This window comes from Sorangium sp. KYC3313 (assembly GCF_052075895.1).
GTDB classification, from domain to species: domain Bacteria; phylum Myxococcota_A; class Polyangia; order Polyangiales; family Polyangiaceae; genus Sorangium; species Sorangium cellulosum_B.
The window spans coordinates 5,207,778-5,231,881 of record NZ_CP197255.1; the positions used below are offsets into that span (position 1 = coordinate 5,207,778).

Annotated in this window: 24 protein-coding genes; 10 read left to right on the forward strand and 14 right to left on the reverse strand. The window is 70.8% G+C overall.

What is annotated here, in order from left to right:
* Positions 1 to 194: 194 nt before the first annotated feature.
* Complete coding sequence (locus tag ACSRUE_RS20465) at positions 195 to 1,553, forward strand: LLM class flavin-dependent oxidoreductase (RefSeq protein WP_441292440.1); 1,359 nt, start codon at positions 195 to 197, stop codon at positions 1,551 to 1,553.
* A 36-nt stretch (positions 1,554 to 1,589) separates the two neighbouring features.
* Here ACSRUE_RS20465 and ACSRUE_RS20470 read toward each other — a convergent pair whose 3' ends face one another.
* Positions 1,590 to 2,249 (reverse strand): TetR family transcriptional regulator, encoded by a 660-nt coding sequence (locus ACSRUE_RS20470; protein WP_441292441.1) that lies wholly within the window; start codon positions 2,247 to 2,249, stop codon positions 1,590 to 1,592.
* 62 nt (positions 2,250 to 2,311) lie between these two features.
* On the opposite strand from ACSRUE_RS20470, the gene ACSRUE_RS20475 reads away from it, so the two are divergent.
* Together ACSRUE_RS20475 and ACSRUE_RS20480 are read left to right on the forward strand one after the other, a co-directional pair.
* Complete coding sequence (locus tag ACSRUE_RS20475; RefSeq protein WP_441292442.1) at positions 2,312 to 3,178, forward strand: lysostaphin resistance A-like protein; 867 nt, start codon at positions 2,312 to 2,314, stop codon at positions 3,176 to 3,178.
* A 139-nt stretch (positions 3,179 to 3,317) separates the two neighbouring features.
* A complete protein-coding gene (locus tag ACSRUE_RS20480; RefSeq protein ID WP_441292443.1) occupies positions 3,318 to 4,586 on the forward strand; it encodes an AAA family ATPase in 1,269 nt (422 codons plus the stop codon).
* A gap of 54 nt (positions 4,587 to 4,640) precedes the next feature.
* On the opposite strand, the gene lysA is transcribed toward ACSRUE_RS20480, so the two are convergent.
* The 4 genes from lysA to ACSRUE_RS20500 form a co-directional block, all read right to left on the reverse strand.
* A complete protein-coding gene (gene lysA / locus ACSRUE_RS20485) occupies positions 4,641 to 5,948 on the reverse strand; it encodes a diaminopimelate decarboxylase (RefSeq protein ID WP_441292444.1) in 1,308 nt (435 codons plus the stop codon).
* Between the two features lie 193 nt (positions 5,949 to 6,141).
* Positions 6,142 to 7,698: a phospholipase D-like domain-containing protein gene (locus ACSRUE_RS20490; RefSeq protein ID WP_441292445.1), complete on the reverse strand. Its 1,557-nt coding sequence runs from the start codon at positions 7,696 to 7,698 to the stop codon at positions 6,142 to 6,144.
* A gap of 13 nt (positions 7,699 to 7,711) precedes the next feature.
* On the reverse strand, positions 7,712 to 7,933 hold the full coding sequence (locus ACSRUE_RS20495) for a hypothetical protein (RefSeq protein WP_437765869.1): 222 nt from the start codon (positions 7,931 to 7,933) through the stop codon (positions 7,712 to 7,714).
* Positions 7,934 to 8,205: 272 nt separating this feature from the next.
* The gene (locus tag ACSRUE_RS20500) at positions 8,206 to 8,748 is read right to left on the reverse strand and encodes a hypothetical protein (protein ID WP_441292446.1); all 543 of its coding nucleotides are present in this window, start codon (positions 8,746 to 8,748) and stop codon (positions 8,206 to 8,208) included.
* A gap of 127 nt (positions 8,749 to 8,875) precedes the next feature.
* On the opposite strand from ACSRUE_RS20500, the gene ACSRUE_RS20505 reads away from it, so the two are divergent.
* Entirely contained in the window at positions 8,876 to 9,238 is a 363-nt protein-coding gene (locus tag ACSRUE_RS20505) for a hypothetical protein (RefSeq protein WP_441292447.1), read from the forward strand.
* Between the two features lie 112 nt (positions 9,239 to 9,350).
* Here the strand turns inward: ACSRUE_RS20505 and ACSRUE_RS20510 are convergent, their stop codons facing one another.
* The 5 genes from ACSRUE_RS20510 to ACSRUE_RS20530 form a co-directional block, all read right to left on the reverse strand.
* On the reverse strand, positions 9,351 to 9,599 hold the full coding sequence (locus ACSRUE_RS20510) for a hypothetical protein (RefSeq protein WP_441292448.1): 249 nt from the start codon (positions 9,597 to 9,599) through the stop codon (positions 9,351 to 9,353).
* Entirely contained in the window at positions 9,584 to 10,345 is a 762-nt protein-coding gene (locus ACSRUE_RS20515; RefSeq protein WP_441292449.1) for a hypothetical protein, read from the reverse strand. The genes ACSRUE_RS20510 and ACSRUE_RS20515 overlap by 16 nt, the downstream gene beginning before the upstream one ends.
* A gap of 544 nt (positions 10,346 to 10,889) precedes the next feature.
* Positions 10,890 to 12,098, reverse strand: a complete 1,209-nt coding sequence (locus ACSRUE_RS20520; RefSeq protein WP_441292450.1) for a glycoside hydrolase family 11 protein — start codon at positions 12,096 to 12,098, stop codon at positions 10,890 to 10,892.
* A gap of 620 nt (positions 12,099 to 12,718) precedes the next feature.
* Positions 12,719 to 12,898, reverse strand: a complete 180-nt coding sequence (locus ACSRUE_RS20525) for a hypothetical protein (protein WP_441292451.1) — start codon at positions 12,896 to 12,898, stop codon at positions 12,719 to 12,721.
* A gap of 39 nt (positions 12,899 to 12,937) precedes the next feature.
* The gene (locus ACSRUE_RS20530) at positions 12,938 to 14,305 is read right to left on the reverse strand and encodes a sigma-54 interaction domain-containing protein (protein WP_441292452.1); all 1,368 of its coding nucleotides are present in this window, start codon (positions 14,303 to 14,305) and stop codon (positions 12,938 to 12,940) included.
* Positions 14,306 to 14,492: 187 nt separating this feature from the next.
* Here ACSRUE_RS20530 and ACSRUE_RS20535 point away from each other — a divergent pair, with 187 nt between their 5' ends.
* Together ACSRUE_RS20535 and ACSRUE_RS20540 are read left to right on the forward strand one after the other, a co-directional pair.
* Positions 14,493 to 14,816 carry a 4Fe-4S dicluster domain-containing protein gene (locus ACSRUE_RS20535; protein WP_437765875.1) on the forward strand — a complete coding sequence of 108 codons (324 nt, stop codon included), beginning with the start codon at positions 14,493 to 14,495 and terminating at the stop codon, positions 14,814 to 14,816.
* Between the two features lie 283 nt (positions 14,817 to 15,099).
* A complete protein-coding gene (locus ACSRUE_RS20540) occupies positions 15,100 to 15,780 on the forward strand; it encodes a hypothetical protein (protein ID WP_441292453.1) in 681 nt (226 codons plus the stop codon).
* Here the strand turns inward: ACSRUE_RS20540 and ACSRUE_RS20545 are convergent.
* Positions 15,777 to 16,253 carry a helix-turn-helix domain-containing protein gene (locus ACSRUE_RS20545; protein WP_441292454.1) on the reverse strand — a complete coding sequence of 159 codons (477 nt, stop codon included), beginning with the start codon at positions 16,251 to 16,253 and terminating at the stop codon, positions 15,777 to 15,779. The two genes, ACSRUE_RS20540 and ACSRUE_RS20545, sit on opposite strands and share 4 nt — an antisense overlap.
* 268 nt (positions 16,254 to 16,521) lie before the next feature.
* On the opposite strand from ACSRUE_RS20545, the gene ACSRUE_RS20550 reads away from it, so the two are divergent.
* The 3 genes from ACSRUE_RS20550 (at position 16,522) to ACSRUE_RS20560 (ending at position 18,195) form a co-directional block, all read left to right on the forward strand.
* Positions 16,522 to 17,178, forward strand: a complete 657-nt coding sequence (locus ACSRUE_RS20550; RefSeq protein WP_441292455.1) for an FMN-binding negative transcriptional regulator — start codon at positions 16,522 to 16,524, stop codon at positions 17,176 to 17,178.
* A gap of 54 nt (positions 17,179 to 17,232) precedes the next feature.
* Complete coding sequence (locus ACSRUE_RS20555; RefSeq protein ID WP_441292456.1) at positions 17,233 to 17,538, forward strand: hypothetical protein; 306 nt, start codon at positions 17,233 to 17,235, stop codon at positions 17,536 to 17,538.
* Positions 17,539 to 17,802: 264 nt separating this feature from the next.
* Positions 17,803 to 18,195 (forward strand): hypothetical protein, encoded by a 393-nt coding sequence (locus tag ACSRUE_RS20560; protein ID WP_441292457.1) that lies wholly within the window; start codon positions 17,803 to 17,805, stop codon positions 18,193 to 18,195.
* An 81-nt stretch (positions 18,196 to 18,276) separates the two neighbouring features.
* Here ACSRUE_RS20560 and ACSRUE_RS20565 read toward each other — a convergent pair whose 3' ends face one another.
* Positions 18,277 to 19,671, reverse strand: a complete 1,395-nt coding sequence (locus ACSRUE_RS20565; RefSeq protein ID WP_441292458.1) for a TolB family protein — start codon at positions 19,669 to 19,671, stop codon at positions 18,277 to 18,279.
* A gap of 278 nt (positions 19,672 to 19,949) precedes the next feature.
* On the opposite strand from ACSRUE_RS20565, the gene ACSRUE_RS20570 reads away from it, so the two are divergent.
* Positions 19,950 to 20,840, forward strand: coding sequence for a hypothetical protein (locus ACSRUE_RS20570; RefSeq protein WP_441292459.1), 891 nt, complete (start codon positions 19,950 to 19,952; stop codon positions 20,838 to 20,840).
* Positions 20,841 to 20,967: 127 nt separating this feature from the next.
* On the opposite strand, the gene ACSRUE_RS20575 is transcribed toward ACSRUE_RS20570, so the two are convergent.
* Entirely contained in the window at positions 20,968 to 22,347 is a 1,380-nt protein-coding gene (locus ACSRUE_RS20575; RefSeq protein ID WP_441292460.1) for a cytochrome P450, read from the reverse strand.
* 67 nt (positions 22,348 to 22,414) lie between these two features.
* The gene (locus ACSRUE_RS20580; protein ID WP_441292461.1) at positions 22,415 to 23,872 is read right to left on the reverse strand and encodes a hypothetical protein; all 1,458 of its coding nucleotides are present in this window, start codon (positions 23,870 to 23,872) and stop codon (positions 22,415 to 22,417) included.
* Positions 23,873 to 24,104: the final 232 nt, after the last annotated feature.

The window sequence follows — 24,104 nt, forward strand, 5'->3', positions numbered from 1 at the left end:
AGCGCTGGTGGTCCGTTGCTGCCCTCGCAGCACGTCGCGGGGCAGGGGAGGGGCGGGGCTTCGAGCTCCGCCGCTGCGCCCGTGGCTCCGGCGCCGGGCACGGCGCTTGCGCTCTGGGAGCGGTGATCGCGTGCGGCGGTCGCGCGGCGACGTGCCCGCGCACGCACGTGAAGGACCGAGACCGAGGACACCCCATGAGCGACAATCAGCGGAAGATCCGTTTGGGCGCCTTCTTGCCTGGCGCAGGCCACCACGTGGCGGCCTGGCGGCACCCGCAGGCGCAGGCCGACGGAGGCATCAACTTCGCGCATTACAAGCGCATCGCGCAGGCGGCGGAGCGGGCCAAGTTCGACGCCGTGTTCCTGGCGGACGGGCTCGCCTTGCAGAACCGGCCCGGAGCGCAGGGCCGCACCGCTTACGGGGCCAGCTTCGAGCCGGTCACCTTGTTCTCCGCGCTCGCGGTCGTCACCGAGCGCATCGGCTTCATCGCCACCGCGTCCACCACGTACGAAGAGCCTTACCTGCTGGCCCGCAAGTTCGCCTCGCTGGACCATATCAGCCAGGGGCGGGCCGGCTGGAACGTGGTCACCACCGGCGGGGGCGAGGCGGCGGGGAACTTCGGGCTCGACGCCCACCCCGACCACGCGCAGCGCTACGTCCGCGCGCGCGAGTTCGTCGACGTGGTCACCGGCCTCTGGGACAGCTGGGAGGACGACGCTTTCCTCCGCGACAAGGCGTCCGGGGCTTACTACGATCCGGCAAAGCTGCACACGCTCGATCACAAGGGGAAGTTCTTCTCCGTTCGAGGGCCGCTCAACATCCCGCGCCCGCCCCAGGGACACCCGGTGATCGTGCAGGCGGGATCGTCGGAGGCGGGCAGGGAGCTCGCGGCCGAGACCGCCGAGGTGATCTTCACCGCGCAGCAGACGCTGGAAGACGCGCAGGCCTTCTACGCCGACGTCAAAGGCCGGATGGCCAGGTACGGGCGGCACCCCGACCAGCTGAAGATCATGCCGGGGGTGTTCCCCGTGGTCGCCAGGACGGAGTCGGAGGCCAGGGCGAAGTACCAGGAGCTGCAGGATCTCATCTTGCCGGAGGTCGGGCTGTCGCTGCTCTCGGGCCTGTCGGGCGGGGTCGATCTGTCCGCGTATCCGGTGGACGGGCCGCTCCCCGAGCTGCCCGAGACCAACAACAACAAGAGCCGGCAAGCGCTGATGTTCGACATCGCGCGCAAGCGCAATCTCTCCATCCGGGAGCTCTACCTCTGGGTGGCTGGAGCGCGCGGGCACTGGACGATCGTGGGCTCGGTGGAGCAGATCGCGGATCAGCTGGAGGCGTGGTTCACGCAGGGCGGCGCCGACGGGTTCAACGTGATGCCGCCGTGGCTCCCGGGCGGGCTGGACGATTTCATCGAGCTGGTGATCCCGGAGCTGCGGCGGCGGGGGTTGTTCCGGACGGAGTACGAGGGACGCACGCTGCGGGAGAACCTCGGGCTGGCGCGGCCGGCGAACCGCCACGTGGCCGGCGCGAAGCCGCGGGCGTCAGCGGCCTGAAGGCGCCGCTCCCGGGCGAGGGGGCGCCTGGCCGCGTCACGCGCTCTCCCTCGGCCGGCACGGCGGCTCGATGTACGGCGCGAGGTAGCGACAGACCGCCTTCTTCGCCTCGTCGACGTAGAGCGCGCCCTGCTGCTCGTCCTGCTGTGCGGCGAGGGCGAGCAGCGTCGAGGCCATATACAGCGCGCTCTGCGCGACGACGCGGCGCTCGGCGGGCGCGAGCGCGGGCGTCAGCGGCGAGAGGAGCGCCTCGACGCGCGCCGAGAACTCGTCCCCCCACGCCGCGGCCGTCGACAGCATCGCGCCGGACAGCTGCACGCCGAACCACAGCTCCCGGTAGCCGGGCTCCGACCTGTAGAACGCTGCGAGCGCGTCGATCCAGCGCTCGGTGAGCTCCCGCCACGAGCCCGGCGGCGCCTCAGCGAGCGCCGCCTCGGTCCGCGCCCGTAGCCGCTCCAGGTAACGCCCCGTCAGCGCGTGGAGCACGGCCTCCTTGTTCGGGAAGAACTCGTAGACCGAGCCGATGGACGTCCGCGCCCGCGCCGCGATGGCGTTCGTGGTGACCGCGTCGAGCCCGCGCGACGCGAGCAGCGCCGCCGTGGCGTCGAGGATCCGCTCCTTGCGCCGCTGGCTCCTCGCCTGAAGCGGCACCCGGCGGGGCGCGGTCGACGGCGGCTTCTTGCGCTTCGTGGCCATGCGCCGAGCGTACTTGACAACCTGAGCAAAAGCTCGACTATATCCGAGTGAAAGCTCAACTTATGGAACGGCTCGGTCAGAAGGGGCAGATCGAGTCGTCTGGCGCGGCGCTGGCCGGCGCTACGCCGGTCGGCGAGGCCGCCGGGCGAGCGGGCGCGCCTCGACTTGGCTGGCCGGGGCTCGCCGCGGTCTCCGCAGCGACGCTCGCCTACGCCGCGTACCCGCCTGCCGCGGCGGATCGCGCCCTCGGCCTGGCCTGCTTCGGCGTCGCGCTCGCCTCCCTGCTCGCCGTGGCGCGCGCGCCGGACCGGGCGGCGCTGCACGCCCCGCTCCTCGCGGTGCTCACGCTCGCGCCCACGGCGGTGGAGCTCGCAGCGCCCTGGCCGCTCTCTCTGGCCGCGCCGCTCGTCGTGCTCGCGCTGCTCGCGCGCGCCGTGCCGGCGCTCCGGTCGTCGATGCCGCCGCTGCGGCGCGGGGCGTTCGGGCCTGCGGTTCTCGGCTGGATCGCGGCGGTCGTCCTCGTCTCCGCGCTCGCGCTCGTGCTCTGGGTCCGGTTGATGCGGCCCGATCTGTCGCAGATGCGGACCCTGCTCCCGCCCGTCTCGCTGCGGCTGTTGCTCCTCGGCGGCCTTGGGTTCGCGCTCTTCAACGCGCTCCTCGAGGAGGCGGTCTTCCGCCTGGTGTTCCTCGGATCGCTGGACGCCGTGACGACCTCGGGCTGGACCGCGGTGGTCGTCCAGGCGGCCGCCTTCGGGCTCCTCCACCTGAACGGCTTCCCGAGCGGGGCCGTCGGCGTCGGCCTGGCGGCGATCTACGCCGTGATGCTCGGCGTGCTCCGGCGCCGCGCGGGCGGCCTGCTCGCGCCGTACGTGGCGCACGTCGCCGCCGATCTCACCATCTTCGCGCTGCTGCTGACCTGGACGCGGTGACCCGCGGCTCCGCCCCTCCGCCGGCGGGCTCTGCGGAGGAGCAGGACGCCTGGCTGCCTGCTCAGGCCGTTCGGGGCCCTTGCCGCTGACGGGCGGCGGAGTAGCGTCCGTGAGGGCACGCCGCCCCGCCCGAGGCACCATGAGCATCCAGGTTCCCATCGGCATCGACGACTTCCGCCGGCTCCGCGAGCTGGGGCTCGAATACGTCGACAAGTCGCACCTGATCCAGGAGCTCGTCGACAGACCGGGCACCGAGGTCGTCCTGCTCCCGCGCCCGCGGCGCTTCGGCAAGACGCTCAACCTCTCCATGCTGCGCTGTTTCTTCGAGCGGCGCGCGCAGGATCTCTCCCCGCTGTTTCGTGATCTTCGGATCTGGCAGGCCGGCGAGCAGTACCGCGCTCACTTCCAGCGCTACCCGGTGCTCCACCTGACCTTCAAGGGCGTGAAGGCCGAGAGCTTCGATGCGTTCTGGGAGGGGGTGCAGGACAGGATCGCGCGTCTCTTCGACGAGCACCGTGACCTGCTCGGCAGCGGCGCGCTGAGCGAGCGAGAGGCCCGGCGGTACCGCGAAGTCCTCGACGGCACGGCCGGCAGGATCGCGTACGAGACAGCGCTGCTCGACCTGTCGAGCTATCTCCACCGCTCCCACGGTGAGCGCGTGGTCATCCTCCTCGACGAGTACGACGAGCCCCTCCACGCCGGGTATCTCCACGGCTACGCGGCGCAGGTCATCGGCTTCTTCCGCGCGTTCCTCACCGAGGGCCTCAAGGGCAATCCGCACCTGTTCAAGGCGGTGCTCACGGGCGTCCTGCGGGTGGCCCGGGAGAGCATCTTTTCAGGTCTCAACAACGTGGCTGTCTATTCGCTGCTGGCGCCGGAGTTCGACACCTGCTTCGGGTTCACGGAGCCCGAGGTCGAGTCGCTCCTCGCGAGATTCGGTCGGCCCGAGCGGCTCCCGTCGCTGCGCGCCTGGTACAACGGGTATCTCTTCGGCGACACCGTCGTCTACAACCCGTGGAGCGTCATGAACTTCCTCTCCCGCGAAGACGGCGCGCCGCAGCCCTACTGGGTGAACACGAGCTCGAACGATCTGGTGCGCGAGCAGCTGGAGCGGCGCGCGCTCGCGCTCGAGCCGGCGTTCGCGGCGCTGCTCGACGGCGGCAGCGTCGAGCGCATGCTCGACGAGAGCGTGTCGCTCGAGGATCTCGATCGGTGCGACGAGGTGCTATGGAGCCTCCTCGTCTTCACGGGATACCTCAGGGCCGAGAAGCGCTCGCGCGGGCCGATGGAGCAGCCTTCACACCTGCTCTCGATCCCGAACCGCGAGGTACGTGGCGTGTACTCGACGATCTTTCGGCGGTGCATTGAGCTGGGTGCGGCGAGCGTGCCTTTCGCCGTCGCGCGATGAAGCTCAGGTGCGCTGGAGCAGGGCGCACCTTCGTGCGCCCCAGCGATGTACCGCTCACCCGCAGCCGGTCGCGCCAGCCGGCTCTCCCGCCGCCGCGCGCAGGCGCTCCTTGATGTCGTCGGACAGGCACATCCGCGAGACCATGTCCTCGAACGTGTCGCGCCGCCGGATCAGCCGGCTCTTCCCGCCGTCGACGAGCACCTCGGCCGGCCGCAGCCGGCCGTTGTAGTCGTAGCTCATCACGTGGCCATACGCGCCCGCGTCCATCAGGACGACCACGTCCCCCTCGGCGACGTCCGCGGGGAACTCGCGCTCCGGGATCCACATATCCGTGTTCTCACAGACCTGGCCCGTCATCGCCATCGGGGCCGTCTGGCCGCGGCGGCCGTTGATCCGCACCTCGTGGTAAGCGCCGTACATCACCGGGCGCGCCATCGTGTTCATCGAGATGTCCGTGCCGATGATCGTCTTGTATCCCTGCTTGATCGAGATCACCCGCCCGAGCACGTAGCCCGCGTCGCCGACGAAGTAGCGCCCCGGCTCCATGACGAGGCGCGGTTCCTTCAGGCCGTGCTCCGCGCACTTCTTCCGGACCATCGCGGCGATCCCGCGGGCGACGGCCTCCACGTCGAGCGGCGGCTGCTCCCGCCGGTAGGGGATGCCGAGCCCGCCGCCGATGTCCACGAACGCGAGGTCGAAGCCGAGCTTCCGGGCCACCGGGCCGATCAGGTCGAGCAGCTTGCCCGTGACGTGCGCGAAGTTCTCCGGCTTGTTCGCCTGCGAGTGAGGCATCATGTGCACCCCGAGCCGCTCGACCCCGTTCTCGAGCGCGGTGCGATAGGCCTCCTCCACGTGGCGCGGGTGGATCCCGAACTTCGCGGACGGGCCCGCGAACGGCTTCAGATCGGGGGTCGCGATGTCCTCGCCGCTCGGGTTGATCCGGAACGACATACAGCGCGGCTTACCGAGCGAGAACAGGCGCTTCAGGATGCCGTGATCATCCACGTTGAAGTTCACCCCGGCGCGCAGCCCCGCGGCCAGGTCCTCGTCCGAGAGGCTGTTGCCCGTGTAGATGATCCGCTCGCCCGGCAGCCCGAGCGCCTGCGCCAGGCGGATCTCGTTCGGGCTCGCGGCGTCCACGCCCGAGCCCTCGTCGACCAGGAGCTTCGCTATCTCCAGGTTGTTGCACGCCTTGATGGCATAGAAGACGGACACCTCCGGGTAATTGCCGCGCAGCGCCCGCGTGAGTCGACGGAAGTTCTCCCGGATGCGCTCGGCATCGTAGGCATAGAGCGGTGTTCCGTAGTGCTCCGCGAGGTCGCGGACCGAAATGCCCCCGATCTTGATCTCTGCCTCTTGCATACTCCTCGTGGCGTCAACGCTTCAACTTTGAGAGACAACCTGAAGAAACCGTTCGCGATTCCGCGACACAGCCTACCATGTGCCCCCGGCGGCCGGAAGGGGCGCGCCCTGCCTCGCGGTCCAGGGAGGCCGCCGGTCCCCGCGCCCGCGCCGCGCCTCCCAGGCGCGCTCGCCCGGAGCGCCTGGCGCGCGGCTACTTCGCGGGGCCCCGGCCGGTGAACAGGTGCCGCCAGAGCGCGCCGAGCCCGCCCACGAAGAGGGAGCCCTGGCGCTGGTCGATGTCCTCGACCGCGGCGGGGTCGAACGGCAGCTGCTGCGGGTCGATCACCTCGAGCAGGGCGCGCTCGTCCGCGGTGGGCGAGGGGTGGAGCCGCAACCGGCACGAGCTCCCCGGCCTGCGCGGCCCGGTCGACGGGCTCGCCAGCCCGTCGAGGCAGGCGACGAGGTCGTCCACCCGATCGAAGTCGGCGTCCCCCAGGTGCTCGCCGATGAGCGACGCGCGCGCCGCGCGGATCGAGCGGCCCAGCGCGTCGTCGGGGTCGTCGGTCTCGACCGAGGCGTTGATCTCCGTGTCGATCGAGAGGCTGCGGTTCGTCAGGTTGGCGGAGCCCACGGTGAGGAAGCGGTCGTCGACGATCATCACCTTCGAGTGGATGTACGTGGCACGCTCGGCGGTCTCGTCCTCGCCGCACGCCGGCAGGGTGTAATAGACGCCGAGGTGGTGGCCTGTCTCGGCCGCCACGTCGCGCAGCCCGCCGAGCACCTTGGCCTGGGAGAGGCCGACGGCGATCTGCTCCTTCATCGTCTCGGCCTCCATGTTGAGCAGGAGCACCACGTCGAGGAGCGGCCGGCCTTCCGCGCGCATCCGCCGCGCGAACGCCTCCGCGATGACGTGAGAGGTGAAGTACTGGGTCTCGATGTAGATGAAGCGCTCCGCGGCGTCGATGGCGTCGAGGAAGAGGTCGCGTATCTCCGTGCGGTGCGGGACGCCGGTGGGCGCGCCGTGCGGATCGGTGCGGCTCAGCGTGACGCGCGCCGCCGCGAGCGGGATGCCGCCCTCGGGCCGGTAGTCGGGGAACGTCGGATCGGCCTCGTCGACGTCCGGCAGCGTGATGTCCACGCCGCCCGCGCGCCGCCAGCGATCCGTGAAGATCTCGGTCAGCGCCCGCGCCACGGCGCGGCCGCGCAGGGTTGCTTGTACGTCGTGAAACGGCTTGTGCGGCTCTCCTCGGCTGACGCGGAGCGGGTTCTTGTTCGCGTGGCTGCGGTCGTCCCAGCGGTGGTCGCAGAGGTCGAGGCCGCCGAGGAACGAGAGCTCGCCGTCCACCACCACGAACTTCTGGTGGTGCGAGGCGCGCTCGACGTGGGTGGCGTCGAAGAGGAAGCGCAGGCGATGGTTCGTCCACTCGAAGACGAGCTGCTGGAGCCACTCGCGCTCGAGCGCGAACACGAGGTGGAAATCCCACGCGAGGATGAAGATCTGGAGATCGGGGCTCTGCTCGCAGAGGTGGTTCAGGAACTTGAGCAGCGTGATCGGGCTCGACACCTGCTCCTCCCTGCCGCCCCGGAGCAGGGCGACGTCGCTGTCGAACTGCCAGCCGGCGAGGAGCAGGTACCGCCGCGCCCTGGACGCGACCCGGTAGAACTCGGGGTAATACTCGTCGGCGTCGACCAGCAGGCCGATGTCGTCCACCGGGGTGTCGCACCACGTGTGGCGACGAGGATCGATGATCGTCCGTGCGCCCCTCATCGCGATCGCGCGCCTACGGCTTCAGGTGCTCCTCGATGAGCCGCTTCAGGCCCGCGACGTCGAGCCGGGTCCCGCTCGCTTCGCCGATGACGGCGAGCCGCTCCGCCTCGTCGCGCGAGAGATCGGGGCATATCCACTCCAGCAACGCTGCCCAGTCCGGCGCGCCATCGCAGCTATAGCAGTCATCGGGGATCGGCGTATTGTCGGGGAAATTCCGGAAAACCAGGTACGGCATTGCATCTACCTTCGTGCCGGGATCACGATCGCGTCGTCCTTGCATCGTCACCGCGGCTCGCGCTCGCGCTCGTCCGCCGAGCGCTCGCCACCTCGGCTATGGCGCCGGCGGGGCCAGGGAGCAAGCGTGCTCGGGGCCGCTCCGGCCGGCGGGCCGTGCCCGGCGTGGGGGGCGGCGCGTGTCCAGGGGAGGCGCGGGAAGGAGGTCGCGCGGCGCGCGATGGCGGTCAGGTCATCGCGCTGGCACGACCCACGCGCCGGCGCTCGGCCGTGTCAGGGGGCGCAGCCGATCCGCTCCGGCGCGACCGCCACGTCGTCATACCACATCGTCCGCGCCGGCCCGTGGAAGCCGAGGTAGCCGAAGCTGAACGTCTTGTAGCCGAGCTTCTTCCAGCCGGTCTTGTCGATGATCTTGGTGCCGTTGGCGTAGACCTGGACGTCGCCCTTGGCGCCGTCGAAGTAGGCCTCCATGCAGTGCCACTGGTCCTTGGGGAGCTTCACACCGTTGCTCCCGCACCGGGTCTCGCCGCCTGTGGACAGGATGACCTCGTCGTGCAGGTTCAGCACGAGCTGGCAGTACTGCTCGGCGACCTCCATGTTGTCGCCCGCGTTCGGCTCGCCGTCGCCCGTCATGGCCTGGAAGTAGGCGTTGTGGTCGGACTGGCCGAGATCGACGCTGCTGCGCACGTAGAGCCGGACCCAGAACGTCGAGCCGGGTGACGGGACGGAGAGCATCCTCCAGTCGTAGCCGCTGGCCCCCGGGTTCACGCGCAGCGCGCGCGAGCCGGCGTGGAAGACCGATGGGTCGATCGCCATGTTCTTCAGCGCATCTTGCGCCTGGTACGAGGGGCGGTAGGTCGCGCCCTCGGGCAGCCCGTCGCCCTCGAAGTCGGAGCAGAACGTCGCGCTCGCCGGGCACCCGCCCGCCGGCGTCCCGCTGCCGGTGCTCGACGTGGCGCTCGTCTCGGGCGTCCCGGTGCTCGTGGTGCTTGTGCTGCTGCTCGTGTCGCCGCCGCCGCCGCTGCTGCTGCTGCTGCTGGCGCTGGTGCTGCCGTTGCTGGTGGTGCTGCCGCTGCTGCTGGTGCTGCCGTTGCTGCTGCTCGCGGCGGGATTGCCCGTGCCCGAGCTCACGCTCGAGGCGCCGCCGGTCCCCGCGCTGCTGCCGCCCGCGCCCCCGGTTTCCGAGGCGTCAGTTGCGCCGTCCGAGCAGCCCGCCGCCGCGGCGGACAGGGCCAGACAGGAGATCCCAACCCAGGTGAAGCGTGTGATTTCGCGATGGAAAGTCATGTTGATGCCCGAAGGGTGATAGGCCCGTTCGCCGGAGCTGCGCGCTGCCGCAGCGCGGCACGTCTGCCGGTGATCCTTAAGAAACTGCCGCTGCGCCGAGGCGCCGCCTGCGCTCGACGCGGCTCACAGCTCTAGCAGAATTCGCCGCACGTCGGGAGGCGTTCTTCCGGGTCCAGATGGACCGTAAACTTCTCAGCGGAGCGGCGGGCGCGGACGGCGCGGCGCGGGCCGCGGGCCGCGGGATCCTGGGCGTGACCGAGCTGCTCGGCCGCCAGCACCGCGGCGAGCGTCTCGCCGGCGCAGCCCTCGCGCACGGCCCTCGCGGCGACGGCGGCGAGGGCCGCGCTCACCGCGACCGCGCCCGTCACAGCGGGAGACAACGCGGATGCACGGAGCGCACATACTCGTCGGCGTCGCCGGCGATCTGCACGACGGCGCTCCCCATCGGGCATTTGACCCCGAAACCCGTGCTGTGCACGTTGCCGATGCCGGGGCCGACATTGATGTTGCCGTCGCCCGTCTTCCACGCCTCGACCGTCTGGCACAGCAGCTCGACCCGGTAAACCTGGGTGTCGACCCAGATGTTGATCCCGACCAGGACCTGGTTCGCAGCGCAGATCACGCTGCCCGGCCCGCCTCCGTTGCCGCCGGCGGTCACGGTCTGGAAGGCGGTGCCCAGGGTGCCGTCGCTGGCGAGCGGCGCGCAGATCAGGCCGATTTGATCGATCGAGCCGCCGCTCCGGCCGTGGACGCCGACAGCCACGTTGCCGCTCCCACAGGCGATTTCGTAAGAGATGTCGCTGCCCGTGCCGCCAGCGCCGCCTGTGCCGCCGCCGCCGCCCGTGCTGCCAGCGCCGCCCGTGCCGTCGCCGCCAGCGCCGCCCGTGCTGCCAGCGCCGCCCATGCCGCCAGCGCCGCCGGTGCCGCCAGCGCCGCCAGCGCCGCCGGCCGTCCCGCCGCCCGTGCCGCCGGCGCCGCCGCCCGTCGCGCCGGCGGAGCCCGAGAAGTCGAGATCGTCGACCCCGGAGATCGCGTTGCATGCCGCGCTCCAGCACACGAAGGCGAGCGCCGCGGCCATGACCGTCGCGAGAGGCTTCGTCGTCCGGACTGCTGCGTGTTCTCTCATCAGAAGCTCCCGTGGCAGATGATCTGGCCGGCCCCGAAGCTCGTCCGGAGGGCCGACGAGGCCAGGGGGCCGAGGCGCGCGGCGGGATCAACCAGGGGGGGTCGGGTTGGCGGCATGAGGTCTCCCCTTCGGGATCGAGGTCTCGGTGCGGGCGATGGTCTGTTTTGCCGAGGCCTGGCTGACCCGGGGGGCGGTCGCCGTGCCGGGCGGCCGGCGACGAGGGCAGCCAGGACGTCCGGCGTGACCATACCTGCGAGAATGGCCGGAAGGAACCCGAACGTCGCCCCGGAGGCCTTTGCGAAAGCGTTGCCGGCGAGCGGCCGGCCCTTGCCGGGGAGGCAAGGGCCGGGGCGTGCGCGGGCGACGCCCCTCTCGCCGCGGATGCATGGCGACGCCATGGCGGATCTGCGACGTCGCGGGGAGCGCCGGGACGTGTCTGTCAGATGGGTGGGGAGTCGTGCCTGGGATTGAAGGAGCCCGGGCGCGTGGCGCGCGGGATGCCGATCCCGCGCGCGTTCATCATGCGATAGTCAAGGCCGAGCGCTCACTTCATCGACACGTTCACGCTGGCGCTCCCGCTGCTCTGATAGCCCTCCACGACCATCGAGACCTCGTACAGGTTCCCCAGCTTCATCCCCAGGCGATCCCACGCGTTGAAGTGGTTGGCGACGCTGATGGTCCCGCTCGTGCGCTTCTGCTGCCGGACGCTCCAGAACTGATAGAAGGTCGTGTTGCCCTCGATCGACGGCTGGTTGACTCGCTGGGTCCGATAGATGTCATAGGTGCCTCCGTCGCTGGTGACGGTGCCCATGAATCCCTGGCCGCCCGGCGGACGCCAGGTGCCCCAGCTGTCGATGATGTAATACTCGATCAGCGGGCCCTTCGTCCACCCGTAGACGCCCAGGTACGAGTTGCCGTTCGGCCGGTAGTCGGCCGAGTAGGTCACGATCTGGTTCTTCGACCCGGGCCTCAGGCCTTTACGGCCCAGCAGGTTGTTGATGTTGTTCCATTCGACGTTGAAGCCGTTCGCCGTGTTGGTCTGGCATCCGCTCCCGGTGTCCTTCCAGTACTCGAAGGTGTAGCCGCAGTGGGTGCCCGTCTGATTGCCGCAGACCTGCTGGTTGGGTGACGTGCACGTGCTGCCGCCGGAGCCGCCCGACCCGCCGGAGCCGCCCGACCCGCCGCCGCCGGCGCCGGCGCCTCCCCCGCCCGAGCTGCTGCTGGACGAGCTCGAGCTGCTGCTGGACGAGCTCGAGCTGGTGCTGGACGAGCTCGAGCTGGTGCTGGACGAGCTCGAGCTGCTGGACGAGCCCGAGCTGATGATCGTGCCGCCGGAGCCGGTGACCGAGGCGATCGTGGGCCGCCCGCTGCCGCTCGCGCAGAAGCCCCACTCCGTCGAGGTGCCAATGCGGACCGAGCCGTTGAAGTCCACGTTCGTGGCGCTGAACTGGCCGTTCGACTCCGTGAACTTCACGTTCCACGGGTTGGGCTTCGTCGAGCCGTTGAGCGCGACGACGACGTTCCAGCCGGTGGTCGCCTGGTCGCGGGAGTTGTTCTTCACCGTCACGTTCGCGCAGTAGCCGCTTCCCCAGTCCGAGGTGACGGCGACGCTCGCCGACATCGAGCGGTCCGCGCTCTCCAGCGCGCCCTCCTGAGCCTCGATGTCCTCGTCCACGATGTTCTCGACGCTGCACGCCAGCAGGCCGCACGCGATCGAAGCGGATAAGTAGCCAAGTAAGGGAACGATGCGCATTTAAGATTCTCCATGATCGGATCGGCGGAGTCGCGGGTCTCTGTTCGAGATGGATCGATGAACCATCGAGACAGACGCGAGCCCTCCGAGCCATTGGTTAAAGTTCGAAATTTCCGGCCAGCGTGCTCGTGATCCGGAGATCACGGATGCGCCCGCGGGCCTGCGCCGACCACATGCCTGGCAATCACGATGTTTGTCGGACAGATGCTCACATGCGAACACCCCGTGTGACGGGGCCGGGCATCAACTCGGAAAAAGCAAGAACAACTCGAACGCGCAGCCGCAAGAAGCAAGTAGCCCCGGCATGTTCACCCGGAGTAGGCCCCTGTACGATCCTGCAACCGACTGCGGCCCCCGGCCGAGAGCGGTCCGGAACGTCAAGGTAGATTGGCATCTTCACACAAACAGGAGGTCAAAGTCAAGACTCTTTTCTAAGTCGCGTTTGCTTTTGCTTTTGCTTTTGTACGCCTTGCCCGGCAGCGCCTTGGCGTGCTGTTTGTATTGTAAGGGCAAGATCCAGCCACGTTGCGCGTGTAGGTCCGAGGATAGAACCCAAATTTGTTCACTCTCCTGGAAAAGCGACGAACTCTCGAGAAAAAGCGGCCTCCGGCCGAGCTTGGTCATCCGGTCTTGCGGTGAAACTCCACGAGGAACGGTGCCTGACCGTCAGGGTCGAACTGATGCAGCGCCTCTGACACGACGTTCCCGGGGCGTCCCGGATCGAGCGGGATCTCTCGATCGCCGGGCATGTCGGTGCGATAGCGGAGCCGCCCGGAGACCATGTGGACCACGCCCCTCACACGGGGTCTCGTCGCGTGGTTTGACGTGCCTCTCGGCCGTCAGCCCTTCTCTCCGTCCTTCCGGATCCCGAGCTTCCGCATCTTGCTTTGCAGCGTCGTCGGCTTCAGCCCCAGCGCCGCCGCGGCCCCGTCCTCTCCGTAGATCTTCCCGCCCGCGGCCCGCAGCGCGTCCTCGATGCAGCGCTGAGCCGCCTCTCGGTACGTCATCACGCGCCCTGTCGCGCCGGGCGCCGCGGAGAGCGGCGCTGACAGGATGAGCTCGTCTCCGGTCGACATCACCATCGACCGCTCGATCACGTTCTCCAGCTCCCGCACGTTGCCCGGCCAGCCGTGCGCCCGCAGCCGCGCCATCGACTCCGCGCTCACCCGCGGCGGCGTCCGGCCGAAGCTCGCCGCCACCTTCTCCACGATGACGCGCGTGAGCGGCTCCAGGTCCTCTGGGCGCTCCCGCAGCGGGGGGACGAGGATCGGGAATACCTGCAGCCGATAATAGAGGTCCTCGCGGAACGCTCCGCTCGCCACCATGTCCTCGAGCGGCCGGTGCGTCGCAGCGATCACGCGCACCGAGACGCGCACCGCGCCCTCGCCGCCGACGCGCTCGATCTCGCCCTCCTGGAGCACGCGCAGGAGCTTCGCCTGCGCCGCCCTGGGCAGCTCGCCGACCTCGTCGAGCAGCAGCGTCCCGCCGCTCGCGCGCTCGAACAGCCCGAGGTGCCGCGCCGCGGCGCCCGTGAACGCGCCGCGCTCGTGGCCGAACAGGGCGCTCTCGACGAGCCCCTCGGGCAGCGCTCCGCAGTTGACCGCGAGGAACGGCCGCTCCGCGCGGCGCGACAGCGCGTGGATGCGGCGCGCGATCACCTCCTTGCCCGTGCCCGTCTCGCCGCGCACCAGCACGGTCGTGTCCTGCCGCGCGACGAGCGGCACCATCTGCTGGAAGATCGCCCGCATCGCCGGGCCCACCGCGACCACCTCCCTCGGCAGGGCGACGCGATCGAGCTCCTCCTTGAGCGTCCGCTTCTCCCCCTGCGCGCGGCGCGCGATGGCCGCGACGCGCCCGAGGACCTGCACCTGCCGCAGCGCCACGGCGAGCAGGCGCCCTGTCGCCTCGAGCAGGGCGGGCGAGACGTCGAGCGCCGCGCCGCCGCCGAGCGCCATCGTGGCGCAGCCGACGGCGCCCTCCGCGTCGCGGAGCGCGAAGACGGCGAGCGTCTCGCCGCCCGCGCCGCGCCGGACCTCCGGCGCGCCCGGCGCGGCCGCGCCGCGGCGCAGATCGAGCCGCTGTAGCGGGAGATGGCGCGAGAGCGCGGCGCACACCGCGGGGACGAGCGTCGCCTCGGTGTGCGCGCGGGCCGAGGCCTCGCCGAGGTCGGCGAGCAGGAGAAGGGCGTGATCGGCGGAGGCGGTCATCGTGCGCGGAGCGAGGCCGACGAAATGGCGTTGCGCGGCACCGTAGGGGCGTTGCCTGGGCCGCACAAGGCCGTCGAAAGCCCGGGAAAAGCCGCTCGGGCCGCGGGCACGCGCCCTGCTCCCTGCCGGAGGAGGGAGAGGAGAGCGCGCGGACGACCGCGCGCCACGGAGAAGGAAAGGAACCCTCATGGCCTACGTCATCGCCGAGCCCTGCGTCGCCACGTGTGATACCGCCTGTGTCCCTGTCTGCCCCGTGGACTGCATCCACGGCCCGCTCGCGGCGGACGAGATCTCGCGCATCCCCGAGGGAGAGCGGAAGACACGCCTCGCCGGTCTCCAGCTCTACATCGATCCCGAGTCGTGCATCTGCTGCGGCGCCTGCGAGAACGAGTGCCCGGTGAGCGCCATCTTCGATGAAGACGAGCTGCCGGCCGAGTGGCAGCGCTACCGGGAGATCAACGCGCGCTTCTTCGACGATCGCGCGAAGGCGCGCGCTCCGGAGGAAACCTGAGCGCGGGTCGGGAGCGGCAGATATCGAGGAGCGACACAGGGAGAGGCGGAGGGGGCCGCGGGGCATTCGCCAGCGGAGGGGATTATCGATGAAGGCGAGCGACATAACATCCCGCAGCGCTGGCTTTCCAGGGGCAGGTCGGCCGAGGAGGTCGCCGGCGTGATCATCGCGCGGGTGCGGGGGGCGCAGGCGGGGCAGCGCTCGGGCGGGTAGCGCGCCGCAGGTTGCGGGCTCTCGGCGGTGATGCGGTAGTAGGATGGCGCGCGATCACGAGGAGGCACTCATGAAGGCCGCGGCCGCGCTGGTGAAGGACATTCGCGAAGAGCTCCGGAGCATCGACGATCAGCTGAGAGCCCACCCCTACCCGGACGCCATCGAGCGGGGCGAGATCGCGCTCGAGGGACTGAAGGCCTTCCCGGGCCACCAGCACCACGTGGTGCTCAGCGACCTGCGCTCGATGGCGATGATGCTCCAGCGCTTCGGGGACACGCCCTGGCGCGATTTCTGGAGCGGTGTCCTCCAGGGCGAGCTCGTGGCGCCGGACGGGATCGCCGCCATGGGCCGGAAGCTCGGCATGACGAAGGACGACCTGGATCGGTACGAGGTCACCGCGGAGGGGTTCGCGTATGCCGTTCAGATGGCCTGGGCCGCGGCCAACGCCTCGGCGGCCGAGATCGCGTGCGCCCTGCTCATCAACTTCCCGGCCTGGGGGTTCAACTGCGGCAGGATGGGGAAGGCGCTCCGCGACCGGTACGGCTTCGGCCCGGAGCACACCGCCTTCCTGGACGCGTTCGCGGCCCTGCCATCGTTCGAGGACACCGCGGTCGCCATCGTGCAGGACGGGCTCGACCGCGGCGTGGAGCCCCGGGCGATCCGCCGCACGACCCGGCTATTTCAGGCGTATGAGAAGATGTTCTGGGACGCGATGATGGCGCTGGGAGCGCAGAAGCGCGCGGCTAGCTAGCGCCGCCCTTCCTCGCGCTCACACCCGTACTTCTCGCGGATCTCGGTCGCCATCCGGTGCACCACCGCGCCGGCGTCGGCGCGCACGTGCAGCTCCAGCCCCGGCATCAGCTCCACGCGACGCCACGCCCGGCCGAGCTCCTCCGTGTCCGCGCGCTCCCCGGCGCCGGGCGCTGCGCTCTCGGGCGGCTCCGGCGGCAGCACCTCCTTCGCCAGCTCCTCGAGCGGGATCGCGGCGAGCTTCCGCTTGATCTCCGGGAGCAGCAGGTTGTGCTCGCGCAGCTTCTTGATCGCGAGCGCCCGCACGAGGTGCTCGCGGCCGTACGTCGTGCGGCGGCCGTGGAACGCGGGCTTGTCCATCAGACCCTCCGCGAACCAGTGCTTGATCGTGCCGGTGCTGACACCGGCGGCGCGCGCCAGCTCGACGGCGCTGTAGCCGCGCGGGGCGACAGGGGGCGTGGGGACCAGGGGCATCGAGGCATCCTAGCCAAAGAACCAGACAAAAGTCGACAGAATCTGGACAATTGATTCTGGTTTCCAAGTGAATGGAGGCTCCAACGAGATATTCTCCACAGAAATCTGGCTAGTATCAAGCATGAACCAAAGAATCCTATCAAAAAAACAGGATGATGTGACCTGAATCCAGAAAAACGGCTCAAAGATCGAGCGAATCGAGTCGCCCGGATTGTGCTGGTCGGGTCGACGAGGGCGGTCGGCGCGGGCGGTGGTACACCCTGCCTTCATGACGACGACGGGCGCGCCGCGATCCATCTACCTTCCCAGGGCCTTCGAGGCGCACGACCTCGCCGAGCTCCACGATCTCATCGAGGCGCACTCCTTCGGCATGCTCATCGCGCCCGGGGAGGACGGCGTGCCCATGATCGCGCACCTGCCGTTCCTTCTGGAGCGCGACAGCGGCCCTCACGGCACCTTGCTCGCGCACGTCGCGCGGGCCAACCCGATCCGGCGCGCGCTCGACGGGAGCACGCCTGTCCTGGCCGTCTTCCGCGGGCCGCACGGGTACATCTCGCCCGGGTGGTACGCCTCGCGCGACGACGTGCCGACCTGGAACTACGCCGTCGTCCACGCGCACGGCGCGCCGCGGGCCATCGAGGACCACGACGCGCTGCTCGCGCTGCTCGCGCGCCTCTCCGACGTGAACGAGCGCGGGCAGCCCGAGCCCTGGAGCGTCGCGGAGCTCTCGCCGGAGAAGCGATCCGCGCTGCTCCCCGCGATCGTCGGCTTCTCGATGGAGATCACGCGGATCGAGGCGAAGCTCAAGCTGTCGCAGAACCGCCGCCCCGAGGATGGCGACGGCGCCATCGCCGGGCTGCGCGCGCGGGGCACGCCCGACGACCGCGCGCTCGCGGAGGTGATGGAGCGCGCCCGCCCCCGCTGAGCCGTCAGCCTTCGCGCGCTCGCGATCTCCACGACCCGCGCGACCGGGCAGGAAATGACGAAGCGGTACGTCGATGCAGTGATCCAAGGGGACTTTCAGGATGCCCAGCGCATCTTCGAGCGGCTCCCACAGAAGGGGCGCCTGCGCTCGTTTGATCCCGGGCAGATCCTGGTCGAGCACAGGGCCGCCTATCACGATCGTGTACTTACCTGGCTTGGCGTCGAGGGAATGAAAGGCGCCTGGCGTGCTGCAGTGAACGGGAGGTGGGTCCTCTACGGTTTCGACGATGCCATCGTCTTGAGCCCATTCGCGTCCGCCGATGACCAGCAGGCTCTGGCGTGCCACGGGTTGGTGGATTGACGGGCCAGGAACGTCTTCCCGTGTTGCAGTCGTCCGCCTGACCCCCTCCTGCCCCGAGCTCGAGCCCCCAGCGGATCTCCGCTCACGTGTCCAGTTGCGCCGCCACGATCGGCAGCTGCGGGGGCCGCCCCCTGCCGCCGTTCCAGCCGAGCGCCGGGGGGCCGCGGGGCGCCGCGCTCACGGCGGAGCGGCGCTTCCTCGAGGCGCGCCCGGGCAGCCCCCACGCCTGCGGCATCGAAGCGGACGCCGGGATCTTCGCGTCCGGTGCCGATCCGCATGGTGGGCAAGCACCCGGGCCTCGCGGACGCGCCGTGGATGAACCCGGCGCAGTACACGTTCCCGGACGCGACCATGTTCGGCAACATCTTCGTCCCGGGTCACGAAGTCGCTTATGCCTGCGCGGATGAGGGCGCGCAGCTCGCGTGCGGCAATGTGTGGAGCCAGTTCGCGAAGCTGCGGATCTGCGACTCGTCGCCGACGTGCAAGCTCACCCTCCTCGGACCGTGCAAGGGCTCGCTCCCGAACGAGACGGACTGCACGACGAACGCGGCTGGTCAGCCGACGTGCCACGCGGACGGCGTGTCGTACCCGGAGTCGATCTCGTCGAAGCTCGACGCGGAGGGGGTCTTCAACCTCTACCCGAGCTGCGCGCAATGAGGCGCGGCGACGCTCGTCCGCCGAGAGCACCGCCGGCGGCCCGAGCAGCCGGCGCGGCGCTGTCGACGAAGGGTCGTCTCTCTACGGAACGGGGCTCCACGAGGCGCTGCCGCCGTAGGCGATGAACGCGGGGGTGGCCTTGGCGTCCCGGGTGTCGACGACGACGACGCTTCGAATCGCCGGCTCGCAGCCGAGGTAAGGGCATAACGAGAGCGTGAAGGCGAGGTGGCGATCGTCGGGCGCCCAGGAAGGCGCGTAAGCGCTGTAGAAGGGGCGCGGAAACGCGTCGGTGAGCGGGCGCTCGGCGCCGCCGTTCGCGTCGAGCACCGAGATCTCGTTCCGATAATCCGCGCCGAACCCCCCCTCGCGGACGGACCACGCGACGGCGATCGTCGAGCCCTTCGGCGAGACCTCCGGGCGCATCGAGCCCGCCACCCAGAACGAGCCGAGCCCCTTGATCCCGGTGCCGTCGAGGGCCGTCGTGAAGAGCTGCGATCGCTGGCAGCAGAAGGCCCCCGTCGGGCTTGCCGAGAAGAGCAGGCGATCGCCGAGAGAGCGGGCGGGGCTGAACATGTGGTTGCCCGCGTCCGGCAAGCGCCTGACGCGCCTCGTGGCGACCTCCACCGAGAGGAGGTGCTCCGCGTCGAACTCGCCTGCGACGCAATGAACCGCGTCGCCGCCCGGCGAGAACGTGCATTCGCCCAGCGTCGCCGGCTGGCCGACGCGCTGGTCGTCGCCGCTCGCGACCTCGACGAGGTGAAGCTCTTCCAGGCCTTCGTCCGCCGGCGCTCGCGCCCTGGCGACGTAGGCGACGCGGGCGCCGTCGGGCGAGATGGCGAACGAGGGCTCGCCGTACCATGCGGAGAATTTGCCGGTGATCGGCCGCTGCTCCGTGCCGTCCGCGTTCATGAGGAAGACGCGCCAGGCCATCCCGTCGCGGTTGCTGAGAAAGGCGATCCGCCGGCCATCGCCGAGGAAGGTGGGCGCGACGTTGCGCTGCGCCTTTCGCGTGAGCTGGGCCTCGACGCCCGTCGCGAGGTCCATCGTGAAGACGTCGCCCGAGCGCACGAAGGTGATGCGCCCGGACGCGAGGGTGAGCTCCCTGGCGAGGCGGAGCCGCGGAGGCCTCTTCTCCGCCTCGGGCACGCCGAGCCCCTCGTACGCCTTCACCCAGTCGTCGAACGTGCCGATCGTCTTGCGCGGGGCCGGGCCCGTCGATTCCGCGGTCGGCTCGGAGGGCGGCTGGTAGGGAGCGGTTGAAGGTTCGGTGCTCGGCGCTGGCGACGCTGCGAGGGCATGGGGGGCGGGCGGAGGCGGGTCGTCGCGCTGGAGCGGGGCCGCCGCGTTCGAGGCGCTGGGCGGGGGAGGGGGCTCGCCGTCGCTCGCCGGCCTGGGCGTGCACGCGGCGAGCAGGAGCCACGCGATCGCGGTGCGCTGCGTTCGTTCGTGCATGGCCCAGGGAGAACGCTGCTGCAAGGGGCGCTCATCCCGCTCCCGCGACGCCGCGCCGCGAGCCGTTCAGCCGGCTACCCGACGCCGATGCGGCCCAACAAGGGGGCTTGCTGACCGACGCGTGGGCGCGCCGCGCGCACCCACGCGTGGCAGAAGACCAAGTCGTTGGGCCGGGCTGCCATGGAGGGATGCGTCGTGGCTGCCCCCCACCCGCCATGGCGCCGCCACCCCCTGAGGTGGATCTCTTCTCGCGTTTTCCCGTCGTTTCGTGTCGGCACGGGGTGTGCTCGAGGCCGAGCGTCATGCCGACGCTCGAGCACAACGCCCTCGTCGAGATGTTCCGCGAGCACCCGGCGCTCGCGCCCCACTGGCTCGCGACGCTCTTTCACCTCGATGTGCCGCGACACACCTCGGTCGGGGTCGTCGAATCGTCGCTCGACCAGCTCATCCCGGTGGAGTTCCGCGCTGATCTGGTGCTCGAGCTTCGAGACGCGAGCGGCGCGCTCGTGCTGGCGATCGTCATCGAGGTCCAGCGCGACATGGATCCGGACAAGAAGTTCTCGTGGCCGACGTACGTCACGGTCGTGCGTGCCAAGAAGCGCTGCGGCACGGTCGTCCTCGTGATCGCACCGGACGCCGGCGTGGCCGCCTGGGCGGCGGAGAACATCGATCTCGGTCTGGGCCTCGGCCACGTCGAGCCGCTGGTGCTCGGTCCGGCCGTCGTCCCCGAGATCACCGACCCAGCCGAGGCGGAGAAGGACGCCGAGCTGGCCGTGCTCTCGGCGGTGGCGCACGGCAATGGGCCGAACGGGCTCACCGTGGTCAAGGCCGCGCTCGTTGCGCTGGGCCAGCTCGACCAGGAGCATGCGATGGTCTACTTTCAGGTCATCTGGAGCGGGTTGCGTGAGCCCATGCGGCGGGCTCTGGAGGCGTTGGTCATGGAACGGCAGATCGAAGACGAGGCGAGGTTTCCGTTCGTGCGGGAGCTGATGGATCGCAGCAAGCTCGCGGGCCTACGTGAGGGCAAGCTCGAGGGCAAGAGGGACACGCTGCTGCGGCTGCTGGCGCGTGCAGACATCGCGCTCACCGAGAGCGAGAGCGCGCGCATCCAGGCGTGCACGGACATTGCGACCCTCGACCGCTGGATCGATAACGTCCTTGCGGCGAAGAACGCCGCCGAAGTGCTCGCCTGATGGTCAACAGATGCGGCCCGACAAGGTGATGAATCAGACGGGCTTTGCCAGCTGATCATCGCGGCCTATACAATCGCGCCATGAACCGCGACGGACCGCTTGTCATGGTGTCGCCGGACGCGGCGCTTCAGCCGTCGAATCGGACGCGCGTGCCCCCCGAGGGGCGGAGCACCGGGAGGTAGCGCGAGGCGGGGAATCCGCCCTGGAGCCTGGGGCCCGAGGCCGGGAGCTCCCGCCCGAGCGCGACGAGGAACTGGACGATCTCCATCCAGGCGAGGTGATAGCCGAGGCAGAAGTGCGCGCCGCCGCCGAACTGGGCGATCTCGAGCGGCGAGAGCGCCTCGTTGCGGCCGAGCCAGCGCTCGGGGCGGTAGCTGTCCGGATCCGGGTAGAGCTCCGGATCGCGGGAGAGCAGGACCAGCGGGATCGCCACGTGGGTCCCCGCGGGGACGGCGCGGCCGTCGAGCTCGAAATCGGCGACGGCGCGGCGGGCGTCGTGCGGCACCGGGGGATGGAGGCGGAGCGCCTCGCGGAACACGGCCTCGGCGAAGGGGAAGCGGCGGAGATCCGCGGGCGAGCGCGGGAGATCCGGCGCGCTCGACGCCTCCTCGCGGAGCGCGCGCCAGACCGCGGGGCTCTCGGCGAGGTGGGCGACGCACCAGGCCATGACCGAGGCCGAGGTCTCGTGGCCGGCGAGGAGGAGCAGGCGGAGGTTGCCCACGAGATCCTGCTCCGAGAGCGGCTCGCCCTGCTCGTCGCGGGCCGTGAGCAGCGCCGGCAGGAGGCCCTTTGCGTCGCCGCGGGCGCGCACGCCGGCGAGGATCCGGCCGATGCGCTCGTCGAGCCAGGCGCGGGCGCGGAGGCCGCGGCGCCGCGGCGAGCCCGGCACGTCGAAGGGCAGGCTGAGGATCACGAGCATCAGATCCTCGTAATAGTGGCGCCACTCGGGGAGCTCGTCGTCCTCGACGCCGGTGATCTTGAACATCACCTCCAGGGCCAGCTCGCGGGTCTCGCGCAGCAGCCGGACGTCGCGCCGGCCGAGCCACGAGCGGACCTTGCGCTCGACGCTGGTCGCGACGATCGCGCCGACCTCCGCGGCGTCGAGGCCCTTCGGCGAGAAGGGCCCGTTCATCGCGGTGCGGAGGCGGCGGTGCGAGGCGCCGTCGTGGGCCATCAGCGTCTGACCGAAGAGGTGGCCGACGCCGCCCTCGGTCAGGTACGAGGAGTCGACGGCCTTGCTCTTGAAGAGCGAGAAGGCCTCGTTCGATGCGTAGATGAGCTGCCAGGCGTCGACGCCTGGGGCCCAGAAGAAGAGGGAGCCGAAGCGGCGCTGGCCCTCGCGGAGCAGGCCGAGCTCGTCGACGGCGATCGCCGGCATGTGGCCCACGAGCGGGAAGCGGCCGGGGAGGATGGGGAATCCATGCCGCGTCTCGATGCGGCGGGCGAGGGGATTGCGGCCTTGAAGGAGCGGGAGATCGGCGAAGGAAGCGGGGAGGGCGGTGGTCATGGCGCGTGCGACCTCCACGTGTATCACCACGCCGGCGCGGCCTGGGCGCCCGGCGAGAGGCGCGCTGTCATCTCCGGATCTCGGACACGAGGACGAGCCGCCCGTCTTCGTATCGGGCGCACACATGGTAGTCGGGGTCGGTCCCGGGGCCCTGCTCGAGCGCACGTGCGATCACGCCGAGCAGGTTTGGCCATGTGCCGGCGGCGGCGATCAGGTAGGCAGACCAGCCCGCCTCCTCGAACGCGGTGACGACCTTCTTCGGGTCGTCGAAGCCCTTCCCCGGATCGCCGACCGCCGCGCGGAGCGCCGGCAAGAGCTCCGTGACCGCCGCGTCGCCGGCGGCGCATCGCTCGGCGGCGAACGCCCTCTCGACGCCGGCGCGCGAGGCGTCCGTCAGGGCCCACGACGCGACGAAGCGGCCCCGCTTGCCCTGCACGGTGACCCCGAGGGTGCCGTCGCCGGCGAGCCTGCGCGCCGGCGCGGCGAGCCAGAGGTTCTGCCGGGCCTCGGCGAAGCCCTGGGCAGCGATCCCCGGGAGCACCCTCGGATCGACCGAGCCTCCGGAGAGCGCCCTCGCGATCTTGCCGTAGCCGTCCGTCGCGCCCAGCTCGCCCATCCGCTCGGGATCGAGGCACACCGACACCACGGGGCTCGCGTCGAACCTGGAGCACCGGCCCTCCGGGCCCCCGACCTCCTCGCTGAACGCGACGAGCTCCTTCAGGGCGGCCGGATCGCCGCCGGACCCGAAGAGCGGCATCACGACGTCGAGCCGGAGGTCGTCGCCGTCCGCGTAGATCGCGACGGCGGCGATCCCGCCCTGCGCCACGCCGAGCGGCGCCCGGGCGCCGAAGCCGGCGCAGCGCGCTGCCCCCGGGCACGCGTCCAGCGGGGCGCCGCCCGCGAGGACGTCCACCACGCCCGCCAGGGCGCGCCGCGGGTCCGCCCCGCTCACGAGCGGAACGAGGAGCCGCACCCGCGTCACGTCCGCCGCGTGCTCGCGGACGACCTTCTCGAGCGCCTTGCCCGAGGCCCCCTTGGCCATGGCGTCGACGACCGCGCGCGCGCTCTTCTCGGACGCGGGCACCACGGCGCCCAGGATCGGCCTTCGCGGATCGACGCCGGCCTTCGCGAGCGTCACGTCCGGCGGATCCTGGCTGCCGAGCGCGCGGTTCGCCTCGATCAGGACCTCGGCGATCTGGGGCACGTACTGGACGGCAATCTCGAGGGCGCTGTTGCGAAGCGAGGCGTAGATCGCGGCGCCCGGCGGGAGGCGCGCGATCTGCTCGGCCGACGGGGGCGGCGGCTCGGGCGCGGCTCCCCCGGGCGCGGCCGGGTCGCTCGCCACCGGTTGCGCCGGCGCCGTTGCGGAGGCGCTCGCCGGTGCGCCTGGCCGCGCCGGTTGCGCGGCGGCGCTCGACGAGCTCGCGCCGGTCGAGCCTTGTCGCGCGGCGCAGGCCGCGCTCCCCGCCCCGAGCGCGATTCCCGCGCCGAGGAGGACGATGGGGAGGAGCTCTCGAAGGGGCATGAACGGGCTTCATGCCCGCGCGGTCGCCGCGCCACAAGCCATGAGGTGATACGCTCGGCGCGAGGACGACTGGAGCTCGTCGCTCGTCGTCCGCCGGAGCGGGGAGCAGCGCGCGCTGCGCATCCTCGGCGCCCAGCACAGGCACCCCGCCAGGCTCGCCGTGGACGCGGACGCCGTGTACATCCTCGATGTGGGCACGAAAGCGGGGCCCAGATCGCGCGCCTCGGGCCGG